The sequence below is a fragment of the Pseudarthrobacter sulfonivorans genome (assembly GCF_001484605.1).
Taxonomy (GTDB): Bacteria; Actinomycetota; Actinomycetes; order Actinomycetales; family Micrococcaceae; genus Arthrobacter; species Arthrobacter sulfonivorans_A.
The window spans coordinates 3,859,722-3,883,187 of record NZ_CP013747.1; the positions used below are offsets into that span (position 1 = coordinate 3,859,722).

At 64.8% G+C, this 23,466-nt stretch carries 22 protein-coding genes and 1 pseudogene; 14 read left to right on the plus strand and 9 right to left on the minus strand.

Annotated elements, in window-relative coordinates:
- The first annotated feature begins 155 nt into the window (after positions 1-155).
- Positions 156-1,397: an MFS transporter gene (locus AU252_RS17530; RefSeq protein WP_058931816.1), complete on the plus strand. Its 1,242-nt coding sequence runs from the start codon at positions 156-158 to the stop codon at positions 1,395-1,397.
- Here the strand turns inward: AU252_RS17530 and AU252_RS17535 are convergent.
- Together AU252_RS17535 and AU252_RS17540 are read right to left on the minus strand one after the other, a co-directional pair.
- Positions 1,394-1,897 (minus strand): Lrp/AsnC family transcriptional regulator, encoded by a 504-nt coding sequence (locus AU252_RS17535; RefSeq protein WP_056344094.1) that lies wholly within the window; start codon positions 1,895-1,897, stop codon positions 1,394-1,396. The two genes, AU252_RS17530 and AU252_RS17535, sit on opposite strands and share 4 nt — an antisense overlap.
- A gap of 121 nt (positions 1,898-2,018) precedes the next feature.
- Positions 2,019-3,305, minus strand: coding sequence for an MFS transporter (locus tag AU252_RS17540; protein WP_058931817.1), 1,287 nt, complete (start codon positions 3,303-3,305; stop codon positions 2,019-2,021).
- A 91-nt stretch (positions 3,306-3,396) separates the two neighbouring features.
- On the opposite strand from AU252_RS17540, the gene AU252_RS17545 reads away from it, so the two are divergent.
- Positions 3,397-4,383, plus strand: a complete 987-nt coding sequence (locus AU252_RS17545; protein WP_058931818.1) for a LysR family transcriptional regulator — start codon at positions 3,397-3,399, stop codon at positions 4,381-4,383.
- A gap of 126 nt (positions 4,384-4,509) precedes the next feature.
- Positions 4,510-5,439 (plus strand): N-acetylglucosamine kinase, encoded by a 930-nt coding sequence (locus tag AU252_RS17550; RefSeq protein ID WP_058933029.1) that lies wholly within the window; start codon positions 4,510-4,512, stop codon positions 5,437-5,439.
- On the opposite strand, the gene AU252_RS17555 is transcribed toward AU252_RS17550, so the two are convergent.
- Complete coding sequence (locus AU252_RS17555; protein WP_058931819.1) at positions 5,425-6,453, minus strand: pirin family protein; 1,029 nt, start codon at positions 6,451-6,453, stop codon at positions 5,425-5,427. The two genes, AU252_RS17550 and AU252_RS17555, sit on opposite strands and share 15 nt — an antisense overlap.
- Positions 6,454-6,683: 230 nt before the next feature.
- On the opposite strand from AU252_RS17555, the gene AU252_RS17560 reads away from it, so the two are divergent.
- From AU252_RS17560 to AU252_RS17585, 6 genes are all read left to right on the plus strand, one after another.
- Positions 6,684-7,784, plus strand: coding sequence for an ABC transporter ATP-binding protein (locus AU252_RS17560; RefSeq protein ID WP_058931820.1), 1,101 nt, complete (start codon positions 6,684-6,686; stop codon positions 7,782-7,784).
- Positions 7,784-8,494: an ABC transporter permease gene (locus tag AU252_RS17565; protein WP_058931821.1), complete on the plus strand. Its 711-nt coding sequence runs from the start codon at positions 7,784-7,786 to the stop codon at positions 8,492-8,494. The genes AU252_RS17560 and AU252_RS17565 overlap by 1 nt, the downstream gene beginning before the upstream one ends.
- Positions 8,491-9,237, plus strand: coding sequence for an ABC transporter permease (locus AU252_RS17570; RefSeq protein ID WP_058931822.1), 747 nt, complete (start codon positions 8,491-8,493; stop codon positions 9,235-9,237). The genes AU252_RS17565 and AU252_RS17570 overlap by 4 nt, the downstream gene beginning before the upstream one ends.
- A complete protein-coding gene (locus tag AU252_RS17575) occupies positions 9,234-10,184 on the plus strand; it encodes an ABC transporter substrate-binding protein (RefSeq protein WP_058931823.1) in 951 nt (316 codons plus the stop codon). Before AU252_RS17570 ends, AU252_RS17575 begins: the two co-directional genes overlap by 4 nt.
- A 136-nt stretch (positions 10,185-10,320) precedes the next feature.
- Positions 10,321-11,541, plus strand: a complete 1,221-nt coding sequence (locus AU252_RS17580) for a pyridoxal phosphate-dependent aminotransferase (RefSeq protein ID WP_058931824.1) — start codon at positions 10,321-10,323, stop codon at positions 11,539-11,541.
- Between the two features lie 50 nt (positions 11,542-11,591).
- Positions 11,592-12,446, plus strand: a complete 855-nt coding sequence (locus tag AU252_RS17585; RefSeq protein ID WP_058931825.1) for a polyphosphate kinase 2 family protein — start codon at positions 11,592-11,594, stop codon at positions 12,444-12,446.
- A 54-nt stretch (positions 12,447-12,500) separates the two neighbouring features.
- On the opposite strand, the gene AU252_RS17590 is transcribed toward AU252_RS17585, so the two are convergent.
- Both AU252_RS17590 and xseA read right to left on the minus strand, forming a co-directional pair.
- Positions 12,501-12,719, minus strand: a complete 219-nt coding sequence (locus tag AU252_RS17590) for an exodeoxyribonuclease VII small subunit (protein ID WP_058931826.1) — start codon at positions 12,717-12,719, stop codon at positions 12,501-12,503.
- Positions 12,700-14,025, minus strand: a complete 1,326-nt coding sequence (xseA, locus tag AU252_RS17595; protein ID WP_058933030.1) for an exodeoxyribonuclease VII large subunit — start codon at positions 14,023-14,025, stop codon at positions 12,700-12,702. Before xseA ends, AU252_RS17590 begins: the two co-directional genes overlap by 20 nt.
- Before the next feature lie 203 nt (positions 14,026-14,228).
- Between xseA and AU252_RS17600 the strand changes: the two genes are divergently transcribed.
- Entirely contained in the window at positions 14,229-15,092 is an 864-nt protein-coding gene (locus tag AU252_RS17600; protein WP_058931827.1) for a hypothetical protein, read from the plus strand.
- Positions 15,089-16,168: a 4-hydroxy-3-methylbut-2-enyl diphosphate reductase gene (locus AU252_RS17605; protein ID WP_058931828.1), complete on the plus strand. Its 1,080-nt coding sequence runs from the start codon at positions 15,089-15,091 to the stop codon at positions 16,166-16,168. Before AU252_RS17600 ends, AU252_RS17605 begins: the two co-directional genes overlap by 4 nt.
- Positions 16,169-16,183: 15 nt before the next feature.
- Here the strand turns inward: AU252_RS17605 and AU252_RS17610 are convergent, their stop codons facing one another.
- Positions 16,184-17,392 (minus strand): DNA recombination protein RmuC, encoded by a 1,209-nt coding sequence (locus tag AU252_RS17610; protein WP_058931829.1) that lies wholly within the window; start codon positions 17,390-17,392, stop codon positions 16,184-16,186.
- Between the two features lie 130 nt (positions 17,393-17,522).
- Here AU252_RS17610 and ychF point away from each other — a divergent pair, with 130 nt between their 5' ends.
- The gene (gene ychF / locus AU252_RS17615; RefSeq protein WP_058933031.1) at positions 17,523-18,608 is read left to right on the plus strand and encodes a redox-regulated ATPase YchF; all 1,086 of its coding nucleotides are present in this window, start codon (positions 17,523-17,525) and stop codon (positions 18,606-18,608) included.
- A 406-nt stretch (positions 18,609-19,014) separates the two neighbouring features.
- On the opposite strand, the gene AU252_RS17620 is transcribed toward ychF, so the two are convergent.
- Positions 19,015-19,293, minus strand: coding sequence for a hypothetical protein (locus AU252_RS17620; protein WP_157769013.1), 279 nt, complete (start codon positions 19,291-19,293; stop codon positions 19,015-19,017).
- A gap of 254 nt (positions 19,294-19,547) precedes the next feature.
- Between AU252_RS17620 and AU252_RS24650 the strand changes: the two genes are divergently transcribed.
- Positions 19,548-20,561, plus strand: a complete 1,014-nt coding sequence (locus AU252_RS24650; RefSeq protein ID WP_167349842.1) for a tyrosine-type recombinase/integrase — start codon at positions 19,548-19,550, stop codon at positions 20,559-20,561.
- Positions 20,562-20,785: 224 nt separating this feature from the next.
- Positions 20,786-21,667, plus strand: a complete 882-nt coding sequence (locus AU252_RS17630) for a trypsin-like serine protease (protein WP_058931832.1) — start codon at positions 20,786-20,788, stop codon at positions 21,665-21,667.
- 99 nt (positions 21,668-21,766) lie between these two features.
- On the opposite strand, the gene AU252_RS17635 is transcribed toward AU252_RS17630, so the two are convergent.
- Together AU252_RS17635 and AU252_RS17640 are read right to left on the minus strand one after the other, a co-directional pair.
- Positions 21,767-22,753: an IS701 family transposase gene (locus AU252_RS17635; protein WP_430929452.1), complete on the minus strand. Its 987-nt coding sequence runs from the start codon at positions 22,751-22,753 to the stop codon at positions 21,767-21,769.
- Positions 22,754-22,846: 93 nt separating this feature from the next.
- Positions 22,847-23,423: pseudogene (locus AU252_RS17640) on the minus strand (IS630 family transposase); the annotation flags it as partial.
- Between the last annotated feature and the right edge of the window lie 43 nt (positions 23,424-23,466).

Genomic DNA, 23,466 nt, shown 5'->3' on the forward strand with positions numbered 1-23,466 from the left:
AGTTATTGGAGACACCAAAAATTGCGTATTTTGCTCAATTGTTCCACGGACAAGCGCCCAAACGGTCACCTCTGAAGCATTCTTTAGGTATCAATTTCCCCCGGGGCGGCCTCCCACAAGGACCTCCCTCCCCGGTCGACGCCAAGGCAGCGCCAATGACAGTCTTCAATGAACTCCGCATGCGTCCGGCCACCGCCGGGCGCCAGGGCTGGGATGCATCCACCACCGCACGGCTGGTGATGGCCGGCGCCGTCATCTTCACCTTGCTGGTCGGTGCGAACCTGGCCACGCCCCTGTATCCGCTGCTCCAGGCAAACCTTGGCCTCTCGGCACTCGGCGTCACGGCGGCCTTTGCCAGCTATGTCCTGGCCCTGGTGGCAACGCTGATGCTGGCCGGGCACTGGTCGGACCACATCGGCCGGCGGGCGGCGCTCATCCTGGCTGTACTCGCCGGACTGGCGGGCAGCTGGGTCTTCTCGCAGGCCGAAAACCTCGTGGCGCTCTCTGCCGGACGGGCCCTTCAGGGTGTGGCCGTTGCCCTGGCAACGGGTGCCAGCGCAGCCGCACTGCGGGAACTGCTCCCGACCCGGCCGGAGTGGGCCACCCGTTTCACCCTGCTGGCGACGGCGGGAGGCGTGGCTGCAGGTCCCGTCATCGGCGGCCTGCTGTCGCTGCTGCCCGGGCCCACCACGGCCCCGTACTATGTTCACTCGCTCGTCCTGGCGGCAATGCTGGTGCCGCTGTACCTGCTTCAGGCCCGGCCGGCCATCAAGCCTCCGGTCGGCCGGCGGCCCGTCCTGGTCCTGGCTCCCCGCCGGCCTTCGGTATCCACCGAGGCGAGGGGCGCTTTCTGGCTTGCGGCCGCCGTCGGCTTCCTCAGCTTCTCCGTCTTTGGATTTTGCCTGTCGCTGGCACCGGCCTATTTCGCCCCGATCATTCAGACCGATTCACGGCCGTTGATCGGCGCCCTGGCCGGGATGACGCTGGCCGCCTCCGCCGTGAGCCAGGTGCTGTCCGTGCGGGGCCGCTTTGTGGTGCCCGCGGGGCTGGCGGTCCTGGGCGCCTCGGTGCTGCTCCTGGCTGCCGCGGCCGCCTGGAGCAGTCCGCTGATGCTCGCCGCCGCCAGCGTCGGTGCGGGGCTGGGCCAGGGGGTCGCCTTCCGGACGGTCTTCAATGATGTGGCCGCCAAGGTGGAATCGTCACAGCACGCCCAGGTCATCAGCACCGTTTATGTCATCACGTACCTGGGCAGCGCCGTGCCCGTCATCGGGCTGGGCTGGGCCACAGCGGTGTTCGGGCTGCCGACGGCGGTCACGGGCTTCGTAGTGCTGTGCAGCGCCGCCGCACTGGCGCTGTCCGCCGTCACGCTTCGGACTGCGCTGCAGCGGACAGCCTAGTCCGGCAGCGGGCCGTGGTTCCCCTGGATGTGCTCAAAGACGAGGGTGGTCTCGGTGTGGCCCACCACGGGGTCGGTGGCGAGATTGTCCAGGACCCAGTCCCGCAGGTCCTCGGTGCTGGCGACGGCGATGTGCAGCAGGTAATCCACGGAGCCTGACGTGTGGAAGGTGGAGAGGACCGCGGGCAGGTGCGGAACGCGGGCGGTGAAGCGGTCGATCTGGTCCCTGTCGTGGGCCCGCAACCGGACGGCCACAAGCGCCTGGACGGACCTGCCGATGGCCGAGAGGCTGAGCTTCGCCTCAAATCCCTGGACAATGCCACGTTCGGACAATGCGCGGGTCCGCATGAGCGCGGTGGACGGTGCAATGCCCACCAGTTCTGCCAACTGCTTGTTGGAGATCCGTGCATCGTCCACCAAGGCGGCCAGAAGCCGTTCATCGATGGCATCCAGCGGCTCAAAGTGGCTGGCCGGCCGGATGCTTTTTGGGTTGCTGCTCATGGAATCTCCTTGAATGTCCGTCAGTTCATCCTAGACGCCGGATTCCTGTTGATCACCCCGGAACGCAACCTTCCCTGCCGAACAATCGCCAGACACACTTGCCATTTAATGGCGGATAGTTCTACGGCCGCGCGGCTTCCGCCTGCCCTTGTGTGGCGGCCCGTGCGGATTCGTCGTTCCCCCGGGGATGTACGACGGCGACTGTCACCGCCGTGATGCACGCTAGGGCCATGATTGCCCCGGCAAGCGCCGTCCAGCCCAGGGACTGGAACACCAGTCCGCCCGCCCAGCCGATGACGCTAGAGCCCAGGTAATAGGCCAGGTTGTAGAGCGACGATGCCTGGGCGCGGCCGGTGGTGGCGATGCTTCCGGTCCAGCCTGCGCCGATGCTGTGGGCCGCGAAGAAGCCGCCGGTGAAAATCACCAGGCCGGCAAGGATGAGGGCGAGCAGCTGCGTAAGCGTCAGCGCCAGCCCGGCCACCATCAGGACGATGCCAGCAAGCAGCACATTCCTGCGGCCAAACCTGGCCGTCAACCCGCCGGCCCAGCGGGAAGAGAACGTTCCGGAAAGGTACGCCAGGAAGATCAGGCTGATCAGGGTGGCAGGCAGCGTGAAAGGCTCAGCGGACAGCCGGAAGCCGAGGTAGTTGTAGACGGCCACAAACCCGCCCATCATCAGGAAGGCCTGGATGTAGAGCGCCAGCAGCCGTGGATTGCGCACATGCCCGCCGAGCGTCGCCATGGCGCCGCGCAGCCCGGCGGCGTTGGCGGCGGTGAACCCTTTCGCCTTCGGGACCAGGACCAGGAAGAGCACGGCCGCCACTGTTGCCAGCAAGGAAACCGCCAGGGCGGCTGTGCGCCAGCCCCACAGCTCACCTGCCGGGCCTGCCACGAGCCGGCCTGCCAGTCCGCCCAGCGTCGTGCCGGCAACATAGCTGCCCGCTGCCATGGCCGCATGCGCCCTGTTCACTTCCTCGTTCAGGTAGGCGATGGCGATGGCCGGGATCCCGCCCAGCGCCATGCCTTCCAGCAGCCGCAAGGCAAGCAGGGCGCCGAAAGTGGGGGCGAGCGGTACCAGCAAGCCCAGGATAGTGGCGGCGGAGATGCCCCATGCCATGGCTTTGACCCTGCCGATCCTGTCCGCGAGGAAGGACCACGGAATGACGGTGATGGCCAGGCCCACGGTGGCCAGCGAAATGGTCAACGCGGCCTCTGCCGCAGTGACCTTCAGGTCTGCCGCCAGGAGCGGCAGGACCGCCTGGGTGGAGTAGAGCTGGGCGAACGTTGCCACGCCCGCGAAGGCCAGGCCGGCCAGAATCTTGTTGTAGGCAGCGGAGCCTTTGGGATGTCCCGCCCAGTGATCCTGCGCTGGACTGAAGGTTCCGGGGGCTGCGGCATTCTGTGGCATAGCTCAAGGGTAGGCTTCGGCAATGTATGCTTCCAATGCATCTTTTAGGCACAATTCATATCCAGAGTGGAACGTTTGAAAGGTGGAGCCCATGCACGCGGACCACAAACAGCTGGTGAAGCTCCTGCCGCTGCTCCCCATCCTGGCTGAACTGGGCCGGACCCAGCACGTCACGGAAACGGCCGAGCTCCTGGGAGTACCCCAGTCAACGGTGAGCCGGGCGCTGTCCCGGGCCAGCGCCGTCGTCGGAACAGAACTGCTGATCCGGGACGGTCGGGGCATCCGCCTCACAGCGGCCGCCCGGACGCTGCTGCCGTACATCGAGTCGGCCCTGGCGGAATTCCAGGCCGGACTGGACCTGGTCCGGCACGAGTCGGATGTGGTGCGGGGGAAGGTGTCGCTGTCCTTTCAGCACACGTTCGGGGAGGCCACCCTGCCCCTGCTCATCAGTGCCTTCCGCAGCCGCCACCCGGAGGCCGGCTTCATCCTCAGCCAGGGGGCGCGGGACACCTGCCTCTCAGAGCTCGCCTCGGGCCAGGCGGACCTGGCCCTGACCGCACCTGTTCCGGCGGCAAGCAGCACCATCTGCTCGGCGTCGCTCTACCGTGAGCCCCTCCGGCTGGTGGTTCACCACGGCCACCCGCTGGCCGGACGGGACAGCGTCAGGATGCAGGACATCCGCCGGGACCCCTTCGTCGCGCTGGAGCCGGGGTACGGCATGCGGTCACTGACGGATGCCTTGTTCCGCGAGGCAGGCTTCCGGCCGCGGATCGCCTTCGAAAGCCAGGACACCCACACCGCCCGTGGTTTGGTCGCCGCGGGACTTGGCGTCAGCATCCTGCCGCCCGGCGGCAATGCCCCGGGGCGCCACATCAGCCCGGAGACCGGCAACCTGGGCTGGGTTGAACTTGCCTTGGAATCCGGCCTGGCGTTCCGCGAAATCGGGCTGGGCTGGCGCAGGCGGAAACCCGGCCCCGACGCCGAGCCCGATCCTGTGCGCTTCTTCCGGGAGATGGTCCTGCAGGAGGGCCCGCAATTGCTGGCGGGCCTCGTGGCCGCCCGTTCAGGCAGGGGATAGGCGGCGCGGTGTTGGGACACGACGGCGTCCCGCGGCGTGGCAGCGATTCGCCGCCAGCGTTTCAGTAGGCTGGGGGACGTGACTGACAGCGAACACCCCCAGACCACAACTTCCGGACACCACCCGCTGGGCGGCGCCGCGTCCGCGGCCGCCCCGGGTCCCCTCGCGGGGGTCATCATCGGCCTGGACATCGGCGGGACGAAGACCCGCGGCGTCAGGTTTGAGGGCGGGGTTGCCGTGGCCGACGAGTCCGCCGGCAGCTCCAACGTCCAGAACGTCAGCCGCGAACAGGCTGCACTGAACCTCGCGGATCTCTTCTCCCGGATCGGCGGCGGCCAGGTGGCCCAGGTGTATGCCGGGGCCGGTGGCATTGACACCGACGACGACGCCGCAGCCCTGGCCGCGCTGATCGAACCCCATGTTCCGGGAGCCAAAGTCACGGTGGTCCACGATTCACGGCTGCTGCTGGCCGCGGGCGGCGCCAGTACCGGCGTGGCCGTGATCGCAGGAACCGGCTCCGCAGCCTGGGGAAGGAACGCCGCCGGCGACGAGGCCCGGGCCGGCGGCTGGGGCTACCTGCTTGGGGATGAAGGCAGCGGCTACTGGCTCGGCCGTGAGGCGGTCCGGCACAGCCTGAGCAGGATGAACCAGGGACTCCCGGCGGACGAGCTGACTGCTGCGCTGCTTGCCGCGTGCGGAGTGGACCACCCCAACAGGCTGATTGCGCTCTTCCATTCCCCGGACACCGGCCGCCGGTACTGGGCCCAGCAGGCACGCCTGGTGGTGGACGCGGCAGCGGCGGGCCACATGGTCAGCCAGGAGCTGCTGGACCAGGCCGGCAAGGATCTTGCCGGCCTGGCTGCGCAGGCCCTGCGGAAGCTTGGAATCGACGGCCCGGTAATTCTCGGCAGCGGACTGGGCATGAACGTGGTCCCGCTGCAGGACTCTTTCCGGAGCCACCTGGCCGCCGCCGGCGTCTCCGATGTCCGTGTCCTGGACCAGGACCCTGTGTTTGGCGTCCTGAAGCTGGTCTCGGAAGCGTCAGGGGCCCACTGACCGCTTCCGGGGTGTCAGCCTGACGGCCGGCATGATGGGGGCGGGGATGCGTCCGGCTTCGGCGCCCGCATCCGGGCCGTGCCCTTCAATCAGCCCGTAGCGGGCTCCGCGGGCAGCAGCGTCAGGCAGTGCGGCCTGGGCTTCCCAGTCCGCACGGGCCTGCTCCACTTCGTCGTGCGTGCGGCCCACGAAGTTCCACCACATCAGCAGTTCCTCCTGGAACGGCTCCCCGCCGATCAGGAGGAACCGTGTGCCGGGCAGGGCCTGGAACTCCAGCGTCGTACGTCCCGCGCCCAGGTAGCCCAGCGGCCCGGGCGGGACCTCCTGCCCGTCCAGCGTCAGCCCGCCGTCGAGCACCAGGACGGCATGCTCAAAGTGAGCGTTCAGCGGCAGGACGGCCAGGCCGTCGCAGGAGATATCCGCTCCGACGATGGGGGAGTACATCGTGGCCGGTGACACCGCCCCGGCGAATTCGCCCACCATCACCGTCGCAGTGAAACCCGGCCCCGTCACGGAAGGCAGTTCGCGGTGCTGCTCGAACGCAGGTTCGCGATGGCGTTCAGTATCCGGTAACGCTACCCAGAGCTGCAGGCCGCGCTGCACGGGCAGCGGCGCGCCGGCGTTGGGATCCGGCAGGACGGCGAACTCGGAGTGGGACACCCCACGCCCGGCGGTCATGATGTTCAGCTCACCTGGCCGGACCACAACATCGCTGCCCACGCTGTCCCGGTGCCGGATGTTCCCCGCAAGCGGCCAGGTGACCGTCTGCAGCCCCGTGTGCGGGTGGGGGAGTACGGACATGGCGATGCGGTCCGGACCGAAACTGTCCAGGAAGCACCAGGCTCCGATGGTGGGCAGGCCGCGCTGCGGGAGTGTGCGCCGGACGTTCATGGCCCGCACGCCGCCCAGCGGAACCTCCCGTTCGGGCCAGAGCTGCAGGCAAGGGCCGGACGTCCCCTCAGGGCCTGCGGGCGGACAAAGTTCCTGTTGCGGAGCCACTTCCAAGTTGGTCACAGTCCAACTCTAGGCGCGGGCAGGGCCGGGCGTAAGCGCAGCACGGGCACCTTGTGATCGAAGGACCCATCCGCGGGCGGCTGTTCAACGAATGGTTGCAGTAGGGATTCTCTTGCCCGGATTGCCTCCGGATCCAGTTACGCTGTGAACGGATTGCGTTACCGTAAATATCAGTGAGCTTATGACCCAACACTGTCCGATGCCGTCCAACAGAACAGGTAAGTCCGGGAATGGACCAAGCCATGATTGAGTTCCAGAGCGTCACCAAGCAGTATCAGGGCGGGCAGCCCGCTGTGGACCAGCTCACCATGTCCATCGACAGGGGCTCCATCACCGTTTTTGTAGGGCCGTCCGGCTGCGGCAAGACCACCTCGCTGCGGATGATCAACCGCATGGTGGAACCGACGTCCGGCGTGATCACCGTGGACGGGCGGGACGTGACCTCGGTTCCTGCCGCGGAGCTGAGACGGTCCATGGGCTACGTCATGCAGTCCTCAGGGCTGATGCCGCACCGTTCCGTGCTGGACAACATCGCCACCGTGCCCCGGCTCAACGGCGTTTCCAAGGCTGAGGCCCGCAAGCGCGCCACGGAACTGCTCGACGTCGTCGGGCTGGCTTCCGCGCTCGGGAAGCGCTACCCGTCCCAGCTCTCCGGCGGCCAGCAGCAGCGCGTCGGTGTAGCGCGGGCGCTCGCCGCCGATCCACCCGTCCTGCTGATGGATGAACCGTTCAGCGCCGTTGACCCTGTGGTGCGTGATGAACTGCAGCAGGAACTTCTGAGGCTGCAGAAGGACCTCGCAAAAACCATCGTTTTCGTCACGCACGATATCGACGAGGCAACCATTCTCGGCGACAAGGTGGCCGTTTTCGCCGTCGGCGGCCGGCTGGCCCAGTACGCCACCCCTGAGGAAATCCTCCGGGCACCGGCCAATGATTTTGTGGCGTCCTTCGTGGGGCGGGACCGCGGCTTCCGCCACCTGGGGTTCACCACGTCCGACGCCGTGACCATCCACCCGGTGCCCACGCTCGTGATGAGTGCCGGTCGGTTCGCCGGCGATCCCGCTGCGGTGACCGACTGGCAGCTCGTGGTGGATCCGGACCTGCGCCCCTTGGGCTGGGCGAGGCCGGGGACGGACTCAGAGCTCATTCCCGGCGGGTCACTCTTCCGCCCCGGCGAGACCCTGCGGCGCGCACTGGACTCGGCCCTTTCGTCCCCGTCCGGCCAAGGTGTGGCGGTGGACGGCGACGGCAAGGTCCTGGGGACCGTCAGGGCACAGGAAGTCCTCGGCGTCATTGAGGAAGCCCGCCAGGTCAGGCAGGCTGCGCTCTGATGGAGTGGTTCCTGGCAAACAGCGGCATGGTCATGGGACTGGCGGGCCAGCACCTGGTCCTGGCCCTCATCCCGATGGTCCTGGGGCTGGTCATTTCCATCCCGCTGGCGCAGTTGGCGCGGACCCACCCGGCGCTTCGGTCGGTGGTGGTGACCGCCAGTTCATTGCTGTACACCGTCCCGTCGCTGGCGCTGTTCATCATCCTGCCCTCGATTCTCGGAACGCGGATCCTGGACCCGCTCAACGTCATTGTGGCCCTGACCATCTACGCTGTGGCGCTGCTGGTCCGGGCCGCCCTGGATGCCTTTGACTCCGTGGAGGAGGATCTCCGGCAGGCTGCGATCGCCATGGGGTACAAGCCGTGGCTCCGCTTTGTCCAGATCGACCTGCCGCTCTCCCTTCCGGTGATGTTCGCCGGGCTGCGGGTGGTCTCCGTCAGCAACATCTCCCTGGTAAGCGTCGCGGCACTCCTGGGCGTGGGGAACCTGGGCATGCTGTTTACCGACGGACTGCAACGGAACTTCGTCACGGAAGTGGTGGTGGGAATCATCGCCATCCTGGTGCTCGCGCTGCTGATGGATGCTGTGCTGGTCGTCCTGGAACGGCTGCTGACGCCGTGGACCCGAGCCGCTAAAGCGTCCGGCCCCGCGGCGCCTTCCGCCGCCAGCTACCTGGCCGACGCCAACATCCACACAGGGGCCGCGCCATGAGCAACATTTTTGTGGACACCCTGGCCTGGATTGCCGATCCCCTGCATTGGACCGGCAGTTCCGGCATTCCCGTCCGGCTCCTGGAGCACCTTCAGTACAGCGGATTGGTCCTCGTGATTGCCGCTGCCATCGCTGTTCCGGCAGGGCTCTACATCGGGCACACGGGCCGCGGGCGCGTGGTGGCCGTCGCGGTGGCAGGTGCGCTTCGGGCTCTGCCGACTCTGGGCCTGCTGGTCCTCTTTGCCCTCGTGGCGGGAAGCAGCCTGATGCCGCCGGTGTGGGCGCTGGTCATCCTGACCGTGCCGCCGCTCCTTGCCGGAACGTACGCGGGTATTTCGAGTGTGGACAGGACCGTGGTGGATGCGGCCCGGGCCATGGGCATGACCGAACTTAAGATCCTGTTCCGGGTTGAGCTGCCCAACGGGCTGCAGGTTATGTTCGGCGGTGTTCGAACCGCCGTGCTGCAGGTCATCGCCACAGTGTCGGTGGTTGCCTACCTGCCCTTGGGTGGGCTGGGCCGCTACCTTTTTGACGGCTTGGCGCTGCAGGACTTCCCGCGGATGCTTGCCGGGTCGCTGCTGATTGCAGGGCTGGCCATCGCTGTTGACCTCATCCTGGCCGCGGTGCAAAGAGCCCTTCTTTCGCCTGGCCTCAAAACCGATCTGCACGGTGGCCAAAAGGCCGCCGCTGATCTCCCAGCTGCCGCGCCTGCGCCAGCTGCTCTTCAAGGAGGCACCCCATGAAAAACAACACCAGGACAATCCTTACCCGCCGGGGACTCGCTGGCATGGCTGCCGGCGTCGGCCTGGCCGTCGCGCTGACAGCCTGCGGCGGGAGCCCGTTGGCCACCCCCAGCACCAGCGCCGGAAGCGCCGGCGGCGGCTCGTTGGTGGTCGGCTCGGCTGACTTCCCGGAGAGCCAGATCGTCGCTGAGATCTACGCCGGCGCGCTGACTGCTGCAGGGGTCACGGCAACCACCAAGCCCAACATCGGTGCCCGCGAAATCTACTTCAAAGCGGTCCAGGACGGCTCGGTTGACCTTGTCCCGGATTACTCCGGCAACCTCCTCTCGCATGTGGATCCTGAAGCTGCCGAGGTCTCGGCCGACGACATCTACAAGGCACTGCCGGGCAAGCTCCCCGAGGGTTTGGCAGTCCTGGAGGCATCCAAAGCTGAGTCCAAGGACGCCATGGTGGTCACCAAGGCCACCGCGGAGAAGTACCAGCTGAAGTCCATTGAGGACCTCGCCAAGGTCTGCAAGGACCTGACCATGGCGGCGCCGGCCACGTTCGAAACCCGCGCCTATGGCTTCCCGGGACTCAAAAAGAACTATGGCTGCGAACTCAAGGCACTGAAGCCCTTCAGCGACGGCGGCGGCAACCTGACCCTGCAGGCACTGCTGACCGACGACGTCCAGGTGGCCGACATCTACACCACCACACCATCCATCGCGGACAACGACCTGGTGGTGCTGGAGGATCCCAAGAACAACTTCAAGGCCCAGCAGGTCCTGCCCCTCTACAACAAGGCAAAAATGACCGACAAGGCCAAGGACGCGCTCAATGCCGTATCGAAGATCCTCACCACTGAGGACCTGGTCAACCTCAACCGCGCAGTCAGCGGCAGCCAGAAGCAAAATGCCAAAGACGCCGCCGCCACCTGGCTCAAGGACAAGGGCATCGTCAAGTAACACCTGACTCCACAACGCAAAATCACGACGGCGGCTGCCGGACCCACACGGGCCGGCAGCCGCCGTCGTCCGCTCTCCACACGTCTGTGTCTGAGGTCTCAACGGAAGTACATCCGTCATATGGCATATTTGATGGATGGCAGAATTCAAGCAGTCCACCAAGCTTCACAACGTCCTATACGACATCCGTGGACCGATTCTTCAGGCCGCCCAGCAGATGGAGGCGGAGGGTCACCGGATCCTCAAACTGAACATCGGAAACCCTGCGCCGTTTGGATTTGAAGCCCCGGACGCGATCCTGGTGGACATGATCCGCCATCTGCCCCATGCCCAGGGTTACAGCGACTCCCGGGGCATCTTCTCGGCCCGGACCGCGGTCTCCCAGTACTACCAGACCCGCGGAATCCAGAACATCCATGTGGACGACATCTACCTGGGCAACGGCGTCAGCGAACTGATCACCATGTCCCTCATGGCGCTGCTCAACGACGGCGACGAGGTACTGATCCCCACACCGGACTACCCGCTCTGGACCGCTTCCGTTGCCCTTGCGAGCGGGAAGCCCGTGCACTACCTCTGCGATGAGGAATCAGGCTGGCAGCCGGACCTTGAGGATCTTGAAGCCAAGATCACGCCGCGCACCAAGGGCATCGTGGTGATCAACCCCAACAACCCCACGGGCGCGGTCTATCCGGAAGAGACGCTGAAGAAGATCGTGGCGCTGGCCGAGAAGCACGGCCTGATCCTTTTCGCCGATGAAATCTACGAAAAGATCCTGTACGAGGACGCCGTGCACATCAACATGGCCGCGCTTACGGGCGACGACGTCCTTTGCCTCACTTTCAGTGGGCTGTCCAAGGCCTACCGCGTCTGCGGCTACCGTGCCGGCTGGATGGCCATCTCGGGCCCCAAGAAGGATGCCTCCGATTATCTGGAGGGCATCAGCCTCCTGGCCAACATGCGCCTCTGTGCCAACGTGCCCGCCCAGCACGCCATCCAGACCGCCCTCGGCGGCTACCAGAGCATCAACGACCTCATCCTCCCTGGCGGCAGGCTGCTGGAACAGCGGAACAAGGCCTACGACATGCTCAACGCGATCCCGGGTGTGAGCACGCAGCAGGCCCGTGGCGCGCTGTACCTGTTCCCGCGCCTGGATCCGGAAGTCTTCCACATCCGTGATGACGAGAAATTTGTCCTGGACCTGCTGAAGGAGCAGAAGATCCTGGTGTCCCACGGCCGGGCGTTCAACTGGGTCCGGCCCGACCACTTCCGCATGGTCACGCTGCCGAACGTCAAGGACATTGAAGAAGCGATCGGACGCATGGGGGACTTCCTTAGCCGGTACCAAGGGAACTAGCCTGTGGTGACGCGCCTTCCGGCGCGGCCACCTGCGGACAAAGGAACCCCATGGCCGACTTGGTTGAGTTCAAGCAGCACCCCGTCGATACGCTGAGGGTGGGGAAAGGCTTCTCGCTGGCCGACGCCGACCCTGACGCGACGCCCGGTTACAAGGGCAACAAAGCCGATGGCCAGACAATTCTGGCTGAACTGGACGGCGCGTTGGCCGAACTTCAGGAAAAGCTGTTCGCGGCCTCGCGCTTCGGCGGGAAAAAACGGCTTCTGCTGATCCTGCAGGCCATGGACACCGCGGGCAAGGGCGGAATCGTCAACCATGTCATGGCCACCATGGATCCGCAGGGCGTCCAGTTCAAGGCCTTCAAGGCGCCCACCGAGGAAGAGAAGTCCTATGACTTCCTCTGGCGGATCGAGAAGGAGGTGCCTGGAGCGGGCATGGTGGGCATCTTCGACCGCTCCCACTATGAGGACGTCCTGATCCACCGGGTCCATAACTGGGCGACGCCTGCCGAACTTAAGCGCCGCTACCGGGCCATCAACGAGTTCGAGGCGCGCCAGACCGATGCCGGAACCAAAATCATCAAGGTGATGCTCAATATCAGCAAGGATGAACAAAAGACCCGGCTCCTTGCCAGGCTTGACAACCCCGCCAAGCACTGGAAATACAGCAGCAATGACCTCAAGGAACGGGCGTTCTGGGGCGACTACATGGGCGCCTACCAGGCTGCCTTCGACGAGACCAACACGGAAGCGGCACCCTGGCACGTGGTTCCGGCCAACAAAAAATGGTACGCCAGGATCGCCGTGCAGCAGTTGGTGCTGGGCGCGCTGTCTGACATGAAGCTGGAATGGCCAAAAGCTGAGTTCGATGTCCCCATCGAACGGGAACTGGTTGATCGGTCCTGACCTGGGGCGGGTTGTTCCGAGGGGTAGGCCCGCACTTGGTGGTCAGAGGGTTGGTCAGAGCGGCTGGTCGCGGGCGGCAGCGAGCCGCTTGCGGGCGCCCTCCAGCCACTCCTCGCAGCGCTTTGCCAGGGCTTCTCCGCGTTCCCAGAGTGCCAGGGATTCCTCGAGGCTGGCGCCGCCCGCCTCAAGCTTCCCCACCACCTGCACCAGCTGTTCGCGGGCTTCCTCATAGCTCAATGCTTGGATTTCCGGGTCAGGCTTTGTTTCGGGCATGTGCTTCTCCTTGTTGAAGTTCCCCAGTGGAAGTGGCGCCGAACAGGCCATGGGCTACGCGTACGGACAACGCAGTTCCCGACGGCGCCTCCGACGGGTCTCGGACCACAGCGTGGCCGGCAGCTTCAGTGGCACGGGCCGGCCGGTCGTTGGCCAGTTCGACCACGGCATAGCCGCGGTCCAGCGTCTTTTGTGGTGACAGGGCACGGACCTGGGCCTGCAGGTGAACCAGCTGGTCAGCCGCCCGTACCACCGTTGAACTGACAGCGGCCGATGATCTCCGCAGGAGGCGTTCGATTTCCTCCGCTCGTCCGGTGACCATGGCTTCCGGCGTGGCCAGAACAGGCCGGGAATGGAGTGCGGACAACCGGTCCGACTCCCTGTCCACGAGCCTGCCGATGCTCCTGCGCAGGTGCTCCCGTGCCTGGCGCACGCCCGCCAGTTCCTCGGCAACGTCAGGCACGATCCGCTTGGCCGCATCAGTGGGCGTCGACGCGCGCAGGTCCGCCACGTCGTCGAGAAGGGGACGGTCCGCCTCATGTCCGATGGCGCTGACCACCGGGGTGGCCGTGGCCGCGACAGCACGGATCAGTTCCTCGCTGTTGAAAGGCAGCAGGTCCTCCAAGGCTCCGCCGCCCCGGGCGATGACAATGACGTCCACGTCGGGGCGGCTGTCCAGTTCCTGCAGGGCGCGGATAATTTGCGAGACCGCGGTGTTGCCCTGGACCGCCACTTCCCGGATCTCGAATTCAACTGCGGGCCAGCGCAGTGCCGCGTTTTGGACGACGTCTTTTTTGGCGTCGGAGTCCCGTCCGGTAATCAGGCCGATACGGTGCGGGAGCAGCGGCAGTGGTTTCTTCCGTGAATCGGCAAACAGCCCCTCGGCGGAGAGAGCCTGGCGCAACCGTTCGATCCGCGCTAGCAGGTCGCCAAGCCCTACAGGCCTGATGTCCCGAACCTGCATGTTGAGCCGCCCGGTCTTCAGCCAGAACTCCGGCTTGAGCAAGGCCACCACGCGGGAGCCACGCTCCAGGGGCATGTTCTGCCGGTCCAGAACCTTGGTCCAGACCGACGCCGGCAGGGAAACTTCCGCGTCCACGTCCCGGAGGGTGAGGTACGCGTTACCCCCGCGGCGGTTCATTTCGATGACCTGGCCTTCGACCCATGCGGACGGGGTGCGATCGATATGGGCCTTGAGTTTCTGGGACAGCAACTGCAGCGGCCATGGATTGTCCGGGCTGGTCTCAGCAGCCGTGGCAGGCAACGTGGTGGCAGCTGCGCCGGGCAGCGCAGCCTGTTCAGACATGTCCACTGCCCCGGGAAACTGTGGGTGGCGGCATGGTGGTCCTTTGTTCGGCAGGTAGCGGTTCGTGCTTGAAAGGCGGCCGTCAGTGAGCTGGCGGTTGCCATTCAACCTTATCCATAAGCTGTATCACCCGAGACTGACATTCTTTGTCCAGACACCAGCCCTATGATGGCTGTGCTGCCGCCAACCCGTGAGGACCCGTTTTGCGCACCTTCGTTTCAGCCATCGCCGTCGTCGTGGGCGTTTTGCTGTCCGCCCTGGCCGTACCCGCCATCTGGCTTGACCGCAACGTGGTTCAGGAGGATGGCTTTGTGGCCCTGGCCGCTCCCCTGGGGCAGGACGCAGAATTCCAGCAGCGGCTCGCCGCGGCCGCTGTGGGCACCATCGATACAGGGGCCATCCCGGACGCCCTGGCAGGTCTGGTCACGCCAGTGCTTGAGGCGGCTGCCGGTTCCCTCACAGCCTTGCCCGGCTACCCGGCGGCCTGGGAGGAAACACTGCGGAAGAGCCACCGGCTCAGCTTCGCCGCACCCGCATCGGTTCCCGCCGAACCTGGCTCCCCGTCGTCGCTTACGTTGGACGTGGCACCCCTGGTGGCGCTGGCGACGGAGGAGCTCGCACGCACCACCGGACTCCCGCTGACTGCGCCGGAGCAGACGCTGGTTAACGTCGGAGAGCCTGAGCAGCGCCAAATGGTCGAGAGGGTATCCGCCTACGCGCCGCTCGGCTACTCCCTTGCCATCGGAGCGGGAATCGCCTTTGCGTTGGCCCTGGTTTCCGCCCGTCGTCGCTGGTCAGTGGCTTTCGCTGCGGGACTTGCGGCGCTGGTACTGGCCGGTCTGTGGTCTGCCGGCTCGCAACTCGCGAGGGATGCCGTCATCGGGGCGGCGAGCGGCAATGGGCTTTCGGATATGTTCAAAGATGCGTTTGTGGAGGCCGCTTCCAGCAGCTTCCAATCCTGGGTCGGTGGTGCAGCGATATCCGGCGGTGTGCTGGTTGCGGCGGCCCTTGTGATCCGGATCGCCTCGCCGGGGCGGCGGCCCCAACCCGGTAGCATGGAGGGATGACTTCCTCAGCTGTGTCCCTCTCGATGCCAACTGTCCCGCGCAGGCGGCGCTCGCCTGAGGAGGTAGCCGCCGCGGCTCCGGTGACCGGTCCCAAAAAGGTACTCCTGGCTGCGCCCCGCGGCTATTGCGCCGGGGTGGACCGAGCCGTGATCGCCGTCGAGAAGGCCTTGGAACACTACGGTCCGCCGGTTTACGTCCGGAAGCAGATCGTGCACAACGTCCACGTGGTGAGCTCGCTGGAGGCCCAGGGTGCCATCTTCGTCGACGAGACGGACGAGGTCCCAGAGGGCGCCCTGGTGATCTTTTCCGCCCACGGGGTATCCCCGGCCGTCGTCCAGTCAGCCGAAGACCGCGGGCTGCGCACCATTGACGCCACCTGCCCGTTGGTGACAAAGGTTCATAAGGAAGCCGTGAGGTTCGCCAAAGACGACTTCGACATCCTGCTGATCGGCCACGACGGTCACGAAGAAGTTGAGGGCACCGCCGGCGAAGCCCCGGAACATATCCAGATCATTAACGGTCCCCATGAAGTGGACAAGGTAACCGTCAGGGATCCGGAAAAGGTCATCTGGCTGTCCCAGACCACCCTCAGCGTGGACGAGACCATGGAAACGGTCCGCCTGCTGAAGGATCGGTTCCCCACCCTGCAGGATCCGCCCAGCGACGACATCTGCTACGCCACCACCAACCGTCAGGTGGCCATCAAGAAGATCTCCCCCCAGGCTGACCTAGTCATTGTGGTGGGATCGGCCAACTCCTCGAACTCGGTCCGCCTGGTGGAAGTCGCGCTGGAGTACGGTGCCAAGGCCTCCTACCGTGTGGACTTCGCCAACGAAGTGGACGAGGCGTGGTTTGAAGGCGTGGCAACAGTCGGAGTCACATCAGGGGCTTCTGTGCCGGAGATCCTCGTCACGGACGTCCTGCGACTGCTGGCCGACTACGGCTATGGCTCCGTGGAAGAAGTTGTCACGGCCGAAGAAGACCTCCTTTTCTCGTTGCCTAAGGAACTCCGCGCAACCCTGAAGGAAGCCGGAGACGTCAGCCGGGCGCTCGGCGGCCGCCGCTCCCGCAACTGACAAGTCTCCGGCACGTCAGGCGGCGGCTTCGTCCTGCTGAAACTCCGGGGCCGCCAGCGTACGCGGCGTGACCTCGAGTGCCGGCGGGGTGAGCAGCCCGGATTCATCCATGGCATTGAGCTTCCGTGCGGTGGGCAGGATCCGCGCTTCCAGGGTGCCGATCAGGGCGTTGTACCGGTCCACCGAGGACTTCAGGGACGAACCCAGCTTGCCCACGTTGTCGCCGAGCGTTCCCATGCGTTCGTACAGCTGGCGGGCGAGGTCGAACAGTTCCCGCGCACTGTCCGTCAGCACGTCCTGGCGCCACGTGAAAGCCACCGATTTGAGCACCGCGAGCAGCGTACTCGGCGAGGCAAGAACCACATTCCTGGAAAGCGCGTGGTCCAACAGCGTCGCATCAGCTGTCAGGGCGGCGGCCAGGATGGATTCGGCCGGCAGGAAGCAGATCACCAGCTCGGGGGAGTTCCCGGGGATGTCCCAGTACTTCTTGTTGCTGAGCGAGTCCACGTGGGCCCGCAGCGCCTTGGCGTGGGCGGTCAGCAGGGATTGCTGGCTGCCGGGATTCCCGGTTGTACCCGCGTCCTGACGCGCACCCAGCTCCTGGGCCTCCAGGTAAGAGGACAACGGCACCTTGGCGTCCACCACCAGCTGCTTCTGGCCCGGCAGCTGGACGACGAGGTCGGGACGGATCGTTGAATCGGCCCCGGCACTGTGGACCTGCTCCAGGAAATCCACGTGCTTGAGCATGCCCGATGCCTCAACCACGCGGCGCAATTGAACTTCGCCCCACTGTCCACGAGCACTGTTGGACCGCAACGCTGACTCGAGGGCGTGCGTGGACCGGATCAGCTGGGCATCCGAAAGCCTGGCCTCCTGAAGTTGTTGCGCCAGCTGGCCGTACTGTTCAAGGCGGTCGCGTTCCAGCAGTGCCACCTGCTGCTGCACCGCGGTCAGCTTTTCCGCCACTGGGGCGAGTGCCCGGAGGACGCTCCCGTCCTGGTTGCGGGACTCGCCGAGTTCCCGGTTCTGCATCGAGAGCAGGCGGCGCTCCGCGTCCGCGGCCGCGAACTGGGCGCTGACCTCGGAAAGCCGCGACGAGACGGCGTCGAAGTCCTCCTCCAGGGCACGACTGTGCCGGCGGAGGGAAAAGTAGGTGGCGGCGGCGCCGGCGACGGCACCCACCAGCAGCATCAACAGGGCAAGAATCAGGGCTAAAGCATCCATATCCTCACTGTGGCATGACCCTATGACAATTTACGGAACCGACATATTCGGCCAGGCGTTCCAACATGTGCCGACACTGCGGGGGACCGCCTGGGGCCCATGCGTCCGGCAACCGGTAGAATCAATGCTCGTGGCTCTTACTATTGGCATCGTCGGACTGCCCAACGTCGGCAAATCAACTCTTTTCAACGCACTGACCCGGAACCAGGTGCTGGCTGCGAACTATCCGTTCGCTACCATCGAACCCAATGTCGGCGTCGTGAACTTGCCGGATCCCCGGCTCCAGCAGCTCGCTGACATCTTTGGCTCGCAGCGCCTCCTGCCCGCTCCGGTGTCCTTCGTGGACATCGCCGGCATCGTGAAGGGTGCATCGGAGGGCGAAGGCCTGGGCAACAAGTTCCTTGCCAACATCCGCGAGGCCGAGGCCATCGCCCAGGTGGTCCGGGTGTTTGATGATCCCGACGTCATCCACGTCGACGGCAAAGTGGATCCCCGCTCGGACATGGAAACCATCAACACAGAGCTGATCCTGGCTGACCTTCAGACCATCGAAAATGCCATTCCCCGGATCGAAAAAGAAGTCAAGATCAAGAAGCGGGAAGCCGCCGAGCTGGCAGCCATCAAGGCTGCGCAGGCGGTCCTGGAACGCGGGGACACGGTCTTCTCCTCGATCAAGAGCGACAAGCTGGAGATGGAGCACCTCAAGGAGCTCAGCCTCCTGACCGCGAAGCCGTTCATCTACGTCTTCAACTCCGACGAAGGCATCCTGGGCAGCCCGGAGAAGCAGGACGAACTGCGGGCCATGGTGGCCCCGGCGGACGCCATCTTCCTGGACGCGAAGCTCGAATCCGACCTCGTGGAGCTGGACGAGGAGGAAGCGCGCGAAATGCTGGAGATGAACGGACAGGACGAGTCCGGCCTCGACCAGCTGGCACGCGTCGGCTTCCACACCCTGGGCCTCCAGACCTACCTCACGGCCGGTCCGAAGGAGACACGCGCCTGGACCATCCACCAGGGCGCCACCGCGCCGCAGGCAGCAGGCGTCATCCACAGCGACTTCCAGCGTGGCTTCATCAAGGCTGAAGTGGTTTCCTTCCATGACCTCATCGAGGCCGGTTCCATGGCTGAAGCCAAGTCCCGTGGCAAGGTACGCATTGAAGGCAAAGAGTACGTGATGGCTGACGGCGATGTAGTGGAGTTCCGCTTCAACGTCTGATTAGCCTCAGTTTTCCGCGTAAACAGTGGATATAAGCAAGGCCAGTCCGCACAGAGTCCGCAGGAATGTTCAGGGCGTCGTCCATCATGGCGCCCGCTGCGGCTCTGGTGCGGTCCTCCGCCGTCGGTCACAGGTGCGAATAGGTGTCCAGGGGCGTGGTTGCCTTGGCATGGCCCAGTGCTGCCAAGAACTACTTGGCAGCACTGGCCACGACCTGAAATAGGACGCCCCACCTATGCTTGTAGCGAGCGCCCGCCGTCATGTCCGCCCGTTTCTCATGAACAACGAATTACCCAGCAAGCCGCCGCGCGAATGTCCCGCAGCGTGTGGGACATCCTTACGCGGTTAGTTATCCAGGGGCGCTCCGCTCCGCCGTGGCGGGAGAAAAACGTTTCCTATTTTCATGTCAGAACCCGCCTTGGATGGATTCCATGAAGGCCTCGAACTTCCGCTCCGCCTGCTCAGGGGATAGCGAGTTGTACGGCCGCTCGTCGGGGCTCAGCCATTCGATCTCCGGCGGCCACGTCAGGTTAGCGCCGTGCATGAGCACCGGGCCGAGATGGTCAGGGCAGAGGTACTGGTTTGTGTCCGCTACCCGTACCCGTTGAAACGGCGCCGGAGCTTCGTAGCGCGTCTTACCTTTCGGGCCTTCCAGCCACGCATCGCAGATCATGTCATTTTCCATGCCCTCGAGTTTACGCAGCAAGCCGCTGCGTAATTGTGCCTCAGCCTGGTTTCGGTACCGGCTGAGCACTGGTCTTCACTGGCCGGATGCCCGTTCGAGCGACACTCGGGGGAGGTTCTCGGTACCGCTCACGCAGGCTTCTATCCTGTTGCCATGGCGGTTGTCTACCGACGTCTGCGTATCCTGACCCCGAACATCGGGGCCTCCTACGGCGTGGTGGACGAGGAGTACGGGCCGCACGAGCTGGCGTCCCGGTGGCTTATCATGTGGGACTCTCGCTGCGACGGTGGGTGGAAGTCCTGCCGGAGCTTCGCGGCCCGCAAATGGATGAGGACGGCAGGGCGGCAGGCGCTGAGGAACCGGTCAACGGGAACAGGCCGTTCTCGCGCCAGAAGGTTTACCCCTACGCCCTGCGGCATACGTGGGCTCAAGACCACGCCGATGCTGGCATCCCGCTTGAGGTGCTGCAGGACTTGCTCGGCCACTCGAAACCGGGCACCACTCAGGGCTACTACCGGATGACGCATGCTCGTCGGCATGAGGCGATGAACCGGCTCAGCCGGCTGCAGCTGACCAACACCGGTTCCCTCGTCGTCGCGGGGCTACGGTCCCTTGAGCGCGAGGAAGATCTCCGCGGCCAGGTCGGCTCGGTGGCCGTTCCTTTTGGGACCTGTGTGGAACCCAGCAACGTCAAGGCCGGCGGCCATAGCTGCCCCTACCGGATGCGCTGCCTGGGCTGCTCACACTTTCGCACCGATCCTTCCTATCTCCCCGAGCTCGGGGAATACCTGACCCAACTCCTGGTCTCGCGTGAACGGCTTGCCGCCGCTGACAGCGCACTGGAACCGTGGGCCCGGGACAGCGCCATGCCCTCCACGGAAGAGATCGACCGGGTCCGGCACCTGATCCACCGCTGTGAAAGCGAACTTGAATCCCTGACTGAAGAGGAACGCGCCGAGATCAACGCCTATGCCGCACAGGTTCGGACTGCCCGGGCCGGCACCACTCAAGCAGTCCGGCTGGAACTGCTGGGAATCGTACGAACCGACGAGCCAACCCTTTTCGCCGGGCGCACCAGCTGTGGCGGCTGCGCCCATCACAACGAATTCAGCACATGGCCCACCCGTGAAGTGGTAGACATTCACAGCCCTATGAATGATCCCGCTCGTGTCCACGGCAGCCGCAGCGACCGTGTGGTTCTTATCTTCTCCAAGAGTCGCAGCCAATTCTTCGGCCGCCTCGATAACGCGCAGCTCCGACTCAAATAGATTCATGGAATCATTTTGCCCCATCCCATTTCCGAGGAGATGGAACCTACAAGCGGGCACAGTACCCATTCGATGGGACCAAAACAAGTACACACTACTCGTGTTTTCAGGGGCGTTTGGCTGTGTACTGGGAACTGTGGACCGGGCATCAGCACATTGGGGCCACCCGGCACGCAGTGACCGGAAGTCCATGAGACCGTCCGGCCAAAAACTAAGGAGGAATCATGCGGAAACTACTCGCCGGGATCGTCGTGGCCTGCGCCCTCGCCGTGGGGAACTCAACGCCAGCTACTGCCATCACCGGCGATTACGTCGAAGATTTCGAACACCCCTTCGTTGGAATGGTCGTGTTCTATGATGAGACCGGCGGGTTCAGCCACATCTGTTCGGGCTCGCTCCTGACCCCGACCGTGTTCCTGACCGCCGGCCACTGCACCGGAGGAGCAACGACGGCTCGCGTCTACTTCCAACAGGATGCCGGCGTCAACTACGACCCGCTCACGCAAATCGACCCGATCACTGGTTTTCCCCACACCTGCGCCGACGGGACGCTCGGCACCCAGTGCGCGACCTCGGACGAACTGTACAACTTCGGGTTCGATGACTTCGCGGGCTTCCCCAACACGCGGGACGCTGGCATCGTTGTCCTGGCGCAGCCGATACTCCTGGACGAATACGGTTCGCTGGCAACAGCCGGGTCGCTCGACAGGCTTGCGACCGCGCGGGGACAGCAATCAGTGACCTTCACCTCGAGCGGATACGGCGTGAATGAAATCAGCCCCGTACACGAGACATTCTCCGCTGAGCGTCTCATGGCCCAATCTCGCCTGACCAACCTCAAGAGTGCCCTTACTGGCGGATTCAACCTGCAAACCAACGGCAACGGTGCCGGCCGGGGCGGAACCTGCCTCGGTGACTCCGGCGGCCCCGTCTTCTACGGTGGCTTCACCTCCAACAACATCGTTGCCGTGACATCGTTCGGCTTGGCCCCCTGGTGCCGAGGAACCGACTTCTCCTACCGCACCGACACGGTCGCCGTCATCGAATGGATAAAGTCTGTCGTAGGCGAGGACAAGTTCGCCCAGATCAACTTCGTGGAGATCTAGTAGTACTTTGTTAGGTTGGGGCGCGTTGTTGGCAGTGGGGGCAGTATCCGAGCCAGGCGGCGATCACTCGTTGGAGTTCTTTGAAGATGCCGTACAGGCTCAGGCTGCCCCAGTTGCTTTTGGGTTCGTGAGCCTGAGCCGGGTGATGAAGAGGTGGGCTGCGGTGACGAGGGTGACGTGGCGGTGCCAGCCGGTGAAAGAGCGTCCTTCGAAGTGGGACAGGCCGAGTCCGGTTTTGAGTTCTCGGTAGTCGTGTTCGATGCGCCACCGCATTTTCGCGAGTCTGACGAGGGTTTTCCGTGCCGTGTCTGCGGGCAGGTCCGAGATCCAGTAGTCGGTGGGTGACGGCTCGTTCGCCGGCCATTCGGCTAACATCCAGGCCTCGGGCAGGGTGCCGTCTTCCAGTAGTGGAATGTCCCGGTTGGCCGGTCTGATGCGCAGGGCAAGGAAGCGTGATTTCATGGCCGCGGTCCGGTTCCCGGGCCCGGTTTTCGTGCCGTGGCGCCAGGTTGCCTGATGTAGCTCCTTGCGGCCTGCTGCGAGAGCCAGTTCCCGCAGCGAGGAGGGCTTCTGCCGGTACCGGTCCGTCCCCCGGGCCCTCGGCCGGCATAGCGGGCGGGCCCGGGCACGGCCTCGGCGCTGTGGGCGCTGATGGAGGCTTTGACCGCGAGCACGTACGGGATGCTCCGTCCGCTCAGGCCCTGGCGGAACGCGGTGATTTCCCCGTAGCCGGCATCCGCCACGATGACCGCGGACCGTGTCCGGAATCCCTGCCCAGGCGCGTCGTTCCTGGATCCTGGCCGCGTCCTCATTTGTGTCCGCGCAGGCATCATCCCAGGACTCGGGCACGAAGAGCCGCCAGTCCAGCGGGCAGGACGCCGCATCGGTAGCAGCGTGCACGCTGACGCCGATCTGGCAGTTCCCGATCTTGCCCAGGGTGCCCGAATACTGCCGGGCCACGCAGGGCGAGGACGGCCCGTCCTTCTTGCCCTTGGCCCGCTGATCCTTCCGCGGCAACGACGCGAACACCCCGGCCACGAAGGCCTCCAGCTCCACACGCACCGCCGCAATCTCGTCATCCCGCATGCACCGAAATTAACAGACCACCGACAGGATTAAAACGACAGGATTAAAAGACCTGAACGACAAAACCTAACAAAGTACTACTAGTGGTCTGTCTCAGTTTTGTTTGATGGTTTCGAAGGCGACGCGGCCGCGGGCTACTTTTTTGAGGATTGAGTCTGCGGTCGCGGTCCAGACCAGTGGTTTGGGTTCGGTGTTGTGAGAGGCGAGATACTCGTCGATCTTGTTGATCAGGTCCGGTACGGAATGAAACGCTCCACGGCGCAGGGCCTTGTCCGTCAGTTCCCGGAACCAGCGCTCGACAAGGTTAAGCCACGAGGACGAGGTCGGGGTGAAATGTAGCTGGAACCGGGGATTTTTCGCCAGCCACGCCTTCACGTCAGGGTGCTTGTGCGTGGTGTCCTTGTCAAGGATCAGGTGGACATCGAGGCCGTGCGGGACTTCCTTATTGATGGTCTTGAGGAATGTCAGGAATTCTTCGTGCCGGTGCTTGGGCAGGCAGGAACCGATGACTTTCCCGGTGGCCACGTCCAGGGCCCCGAACAAGGTGGTGGTGCCGTTTGTAGTCATGCGTCCTGGTTTCCGCCCGGCCCTTCGTCATCGGCAGGGACGGCTGGGTGCGGTCCAGAGCCTGGATGGAGGATTGCTCGACCATGCACAACACGATCGCCTTCGTCGCATCGCTGAATCGACTCGACGATTCTGTTCCATGACTG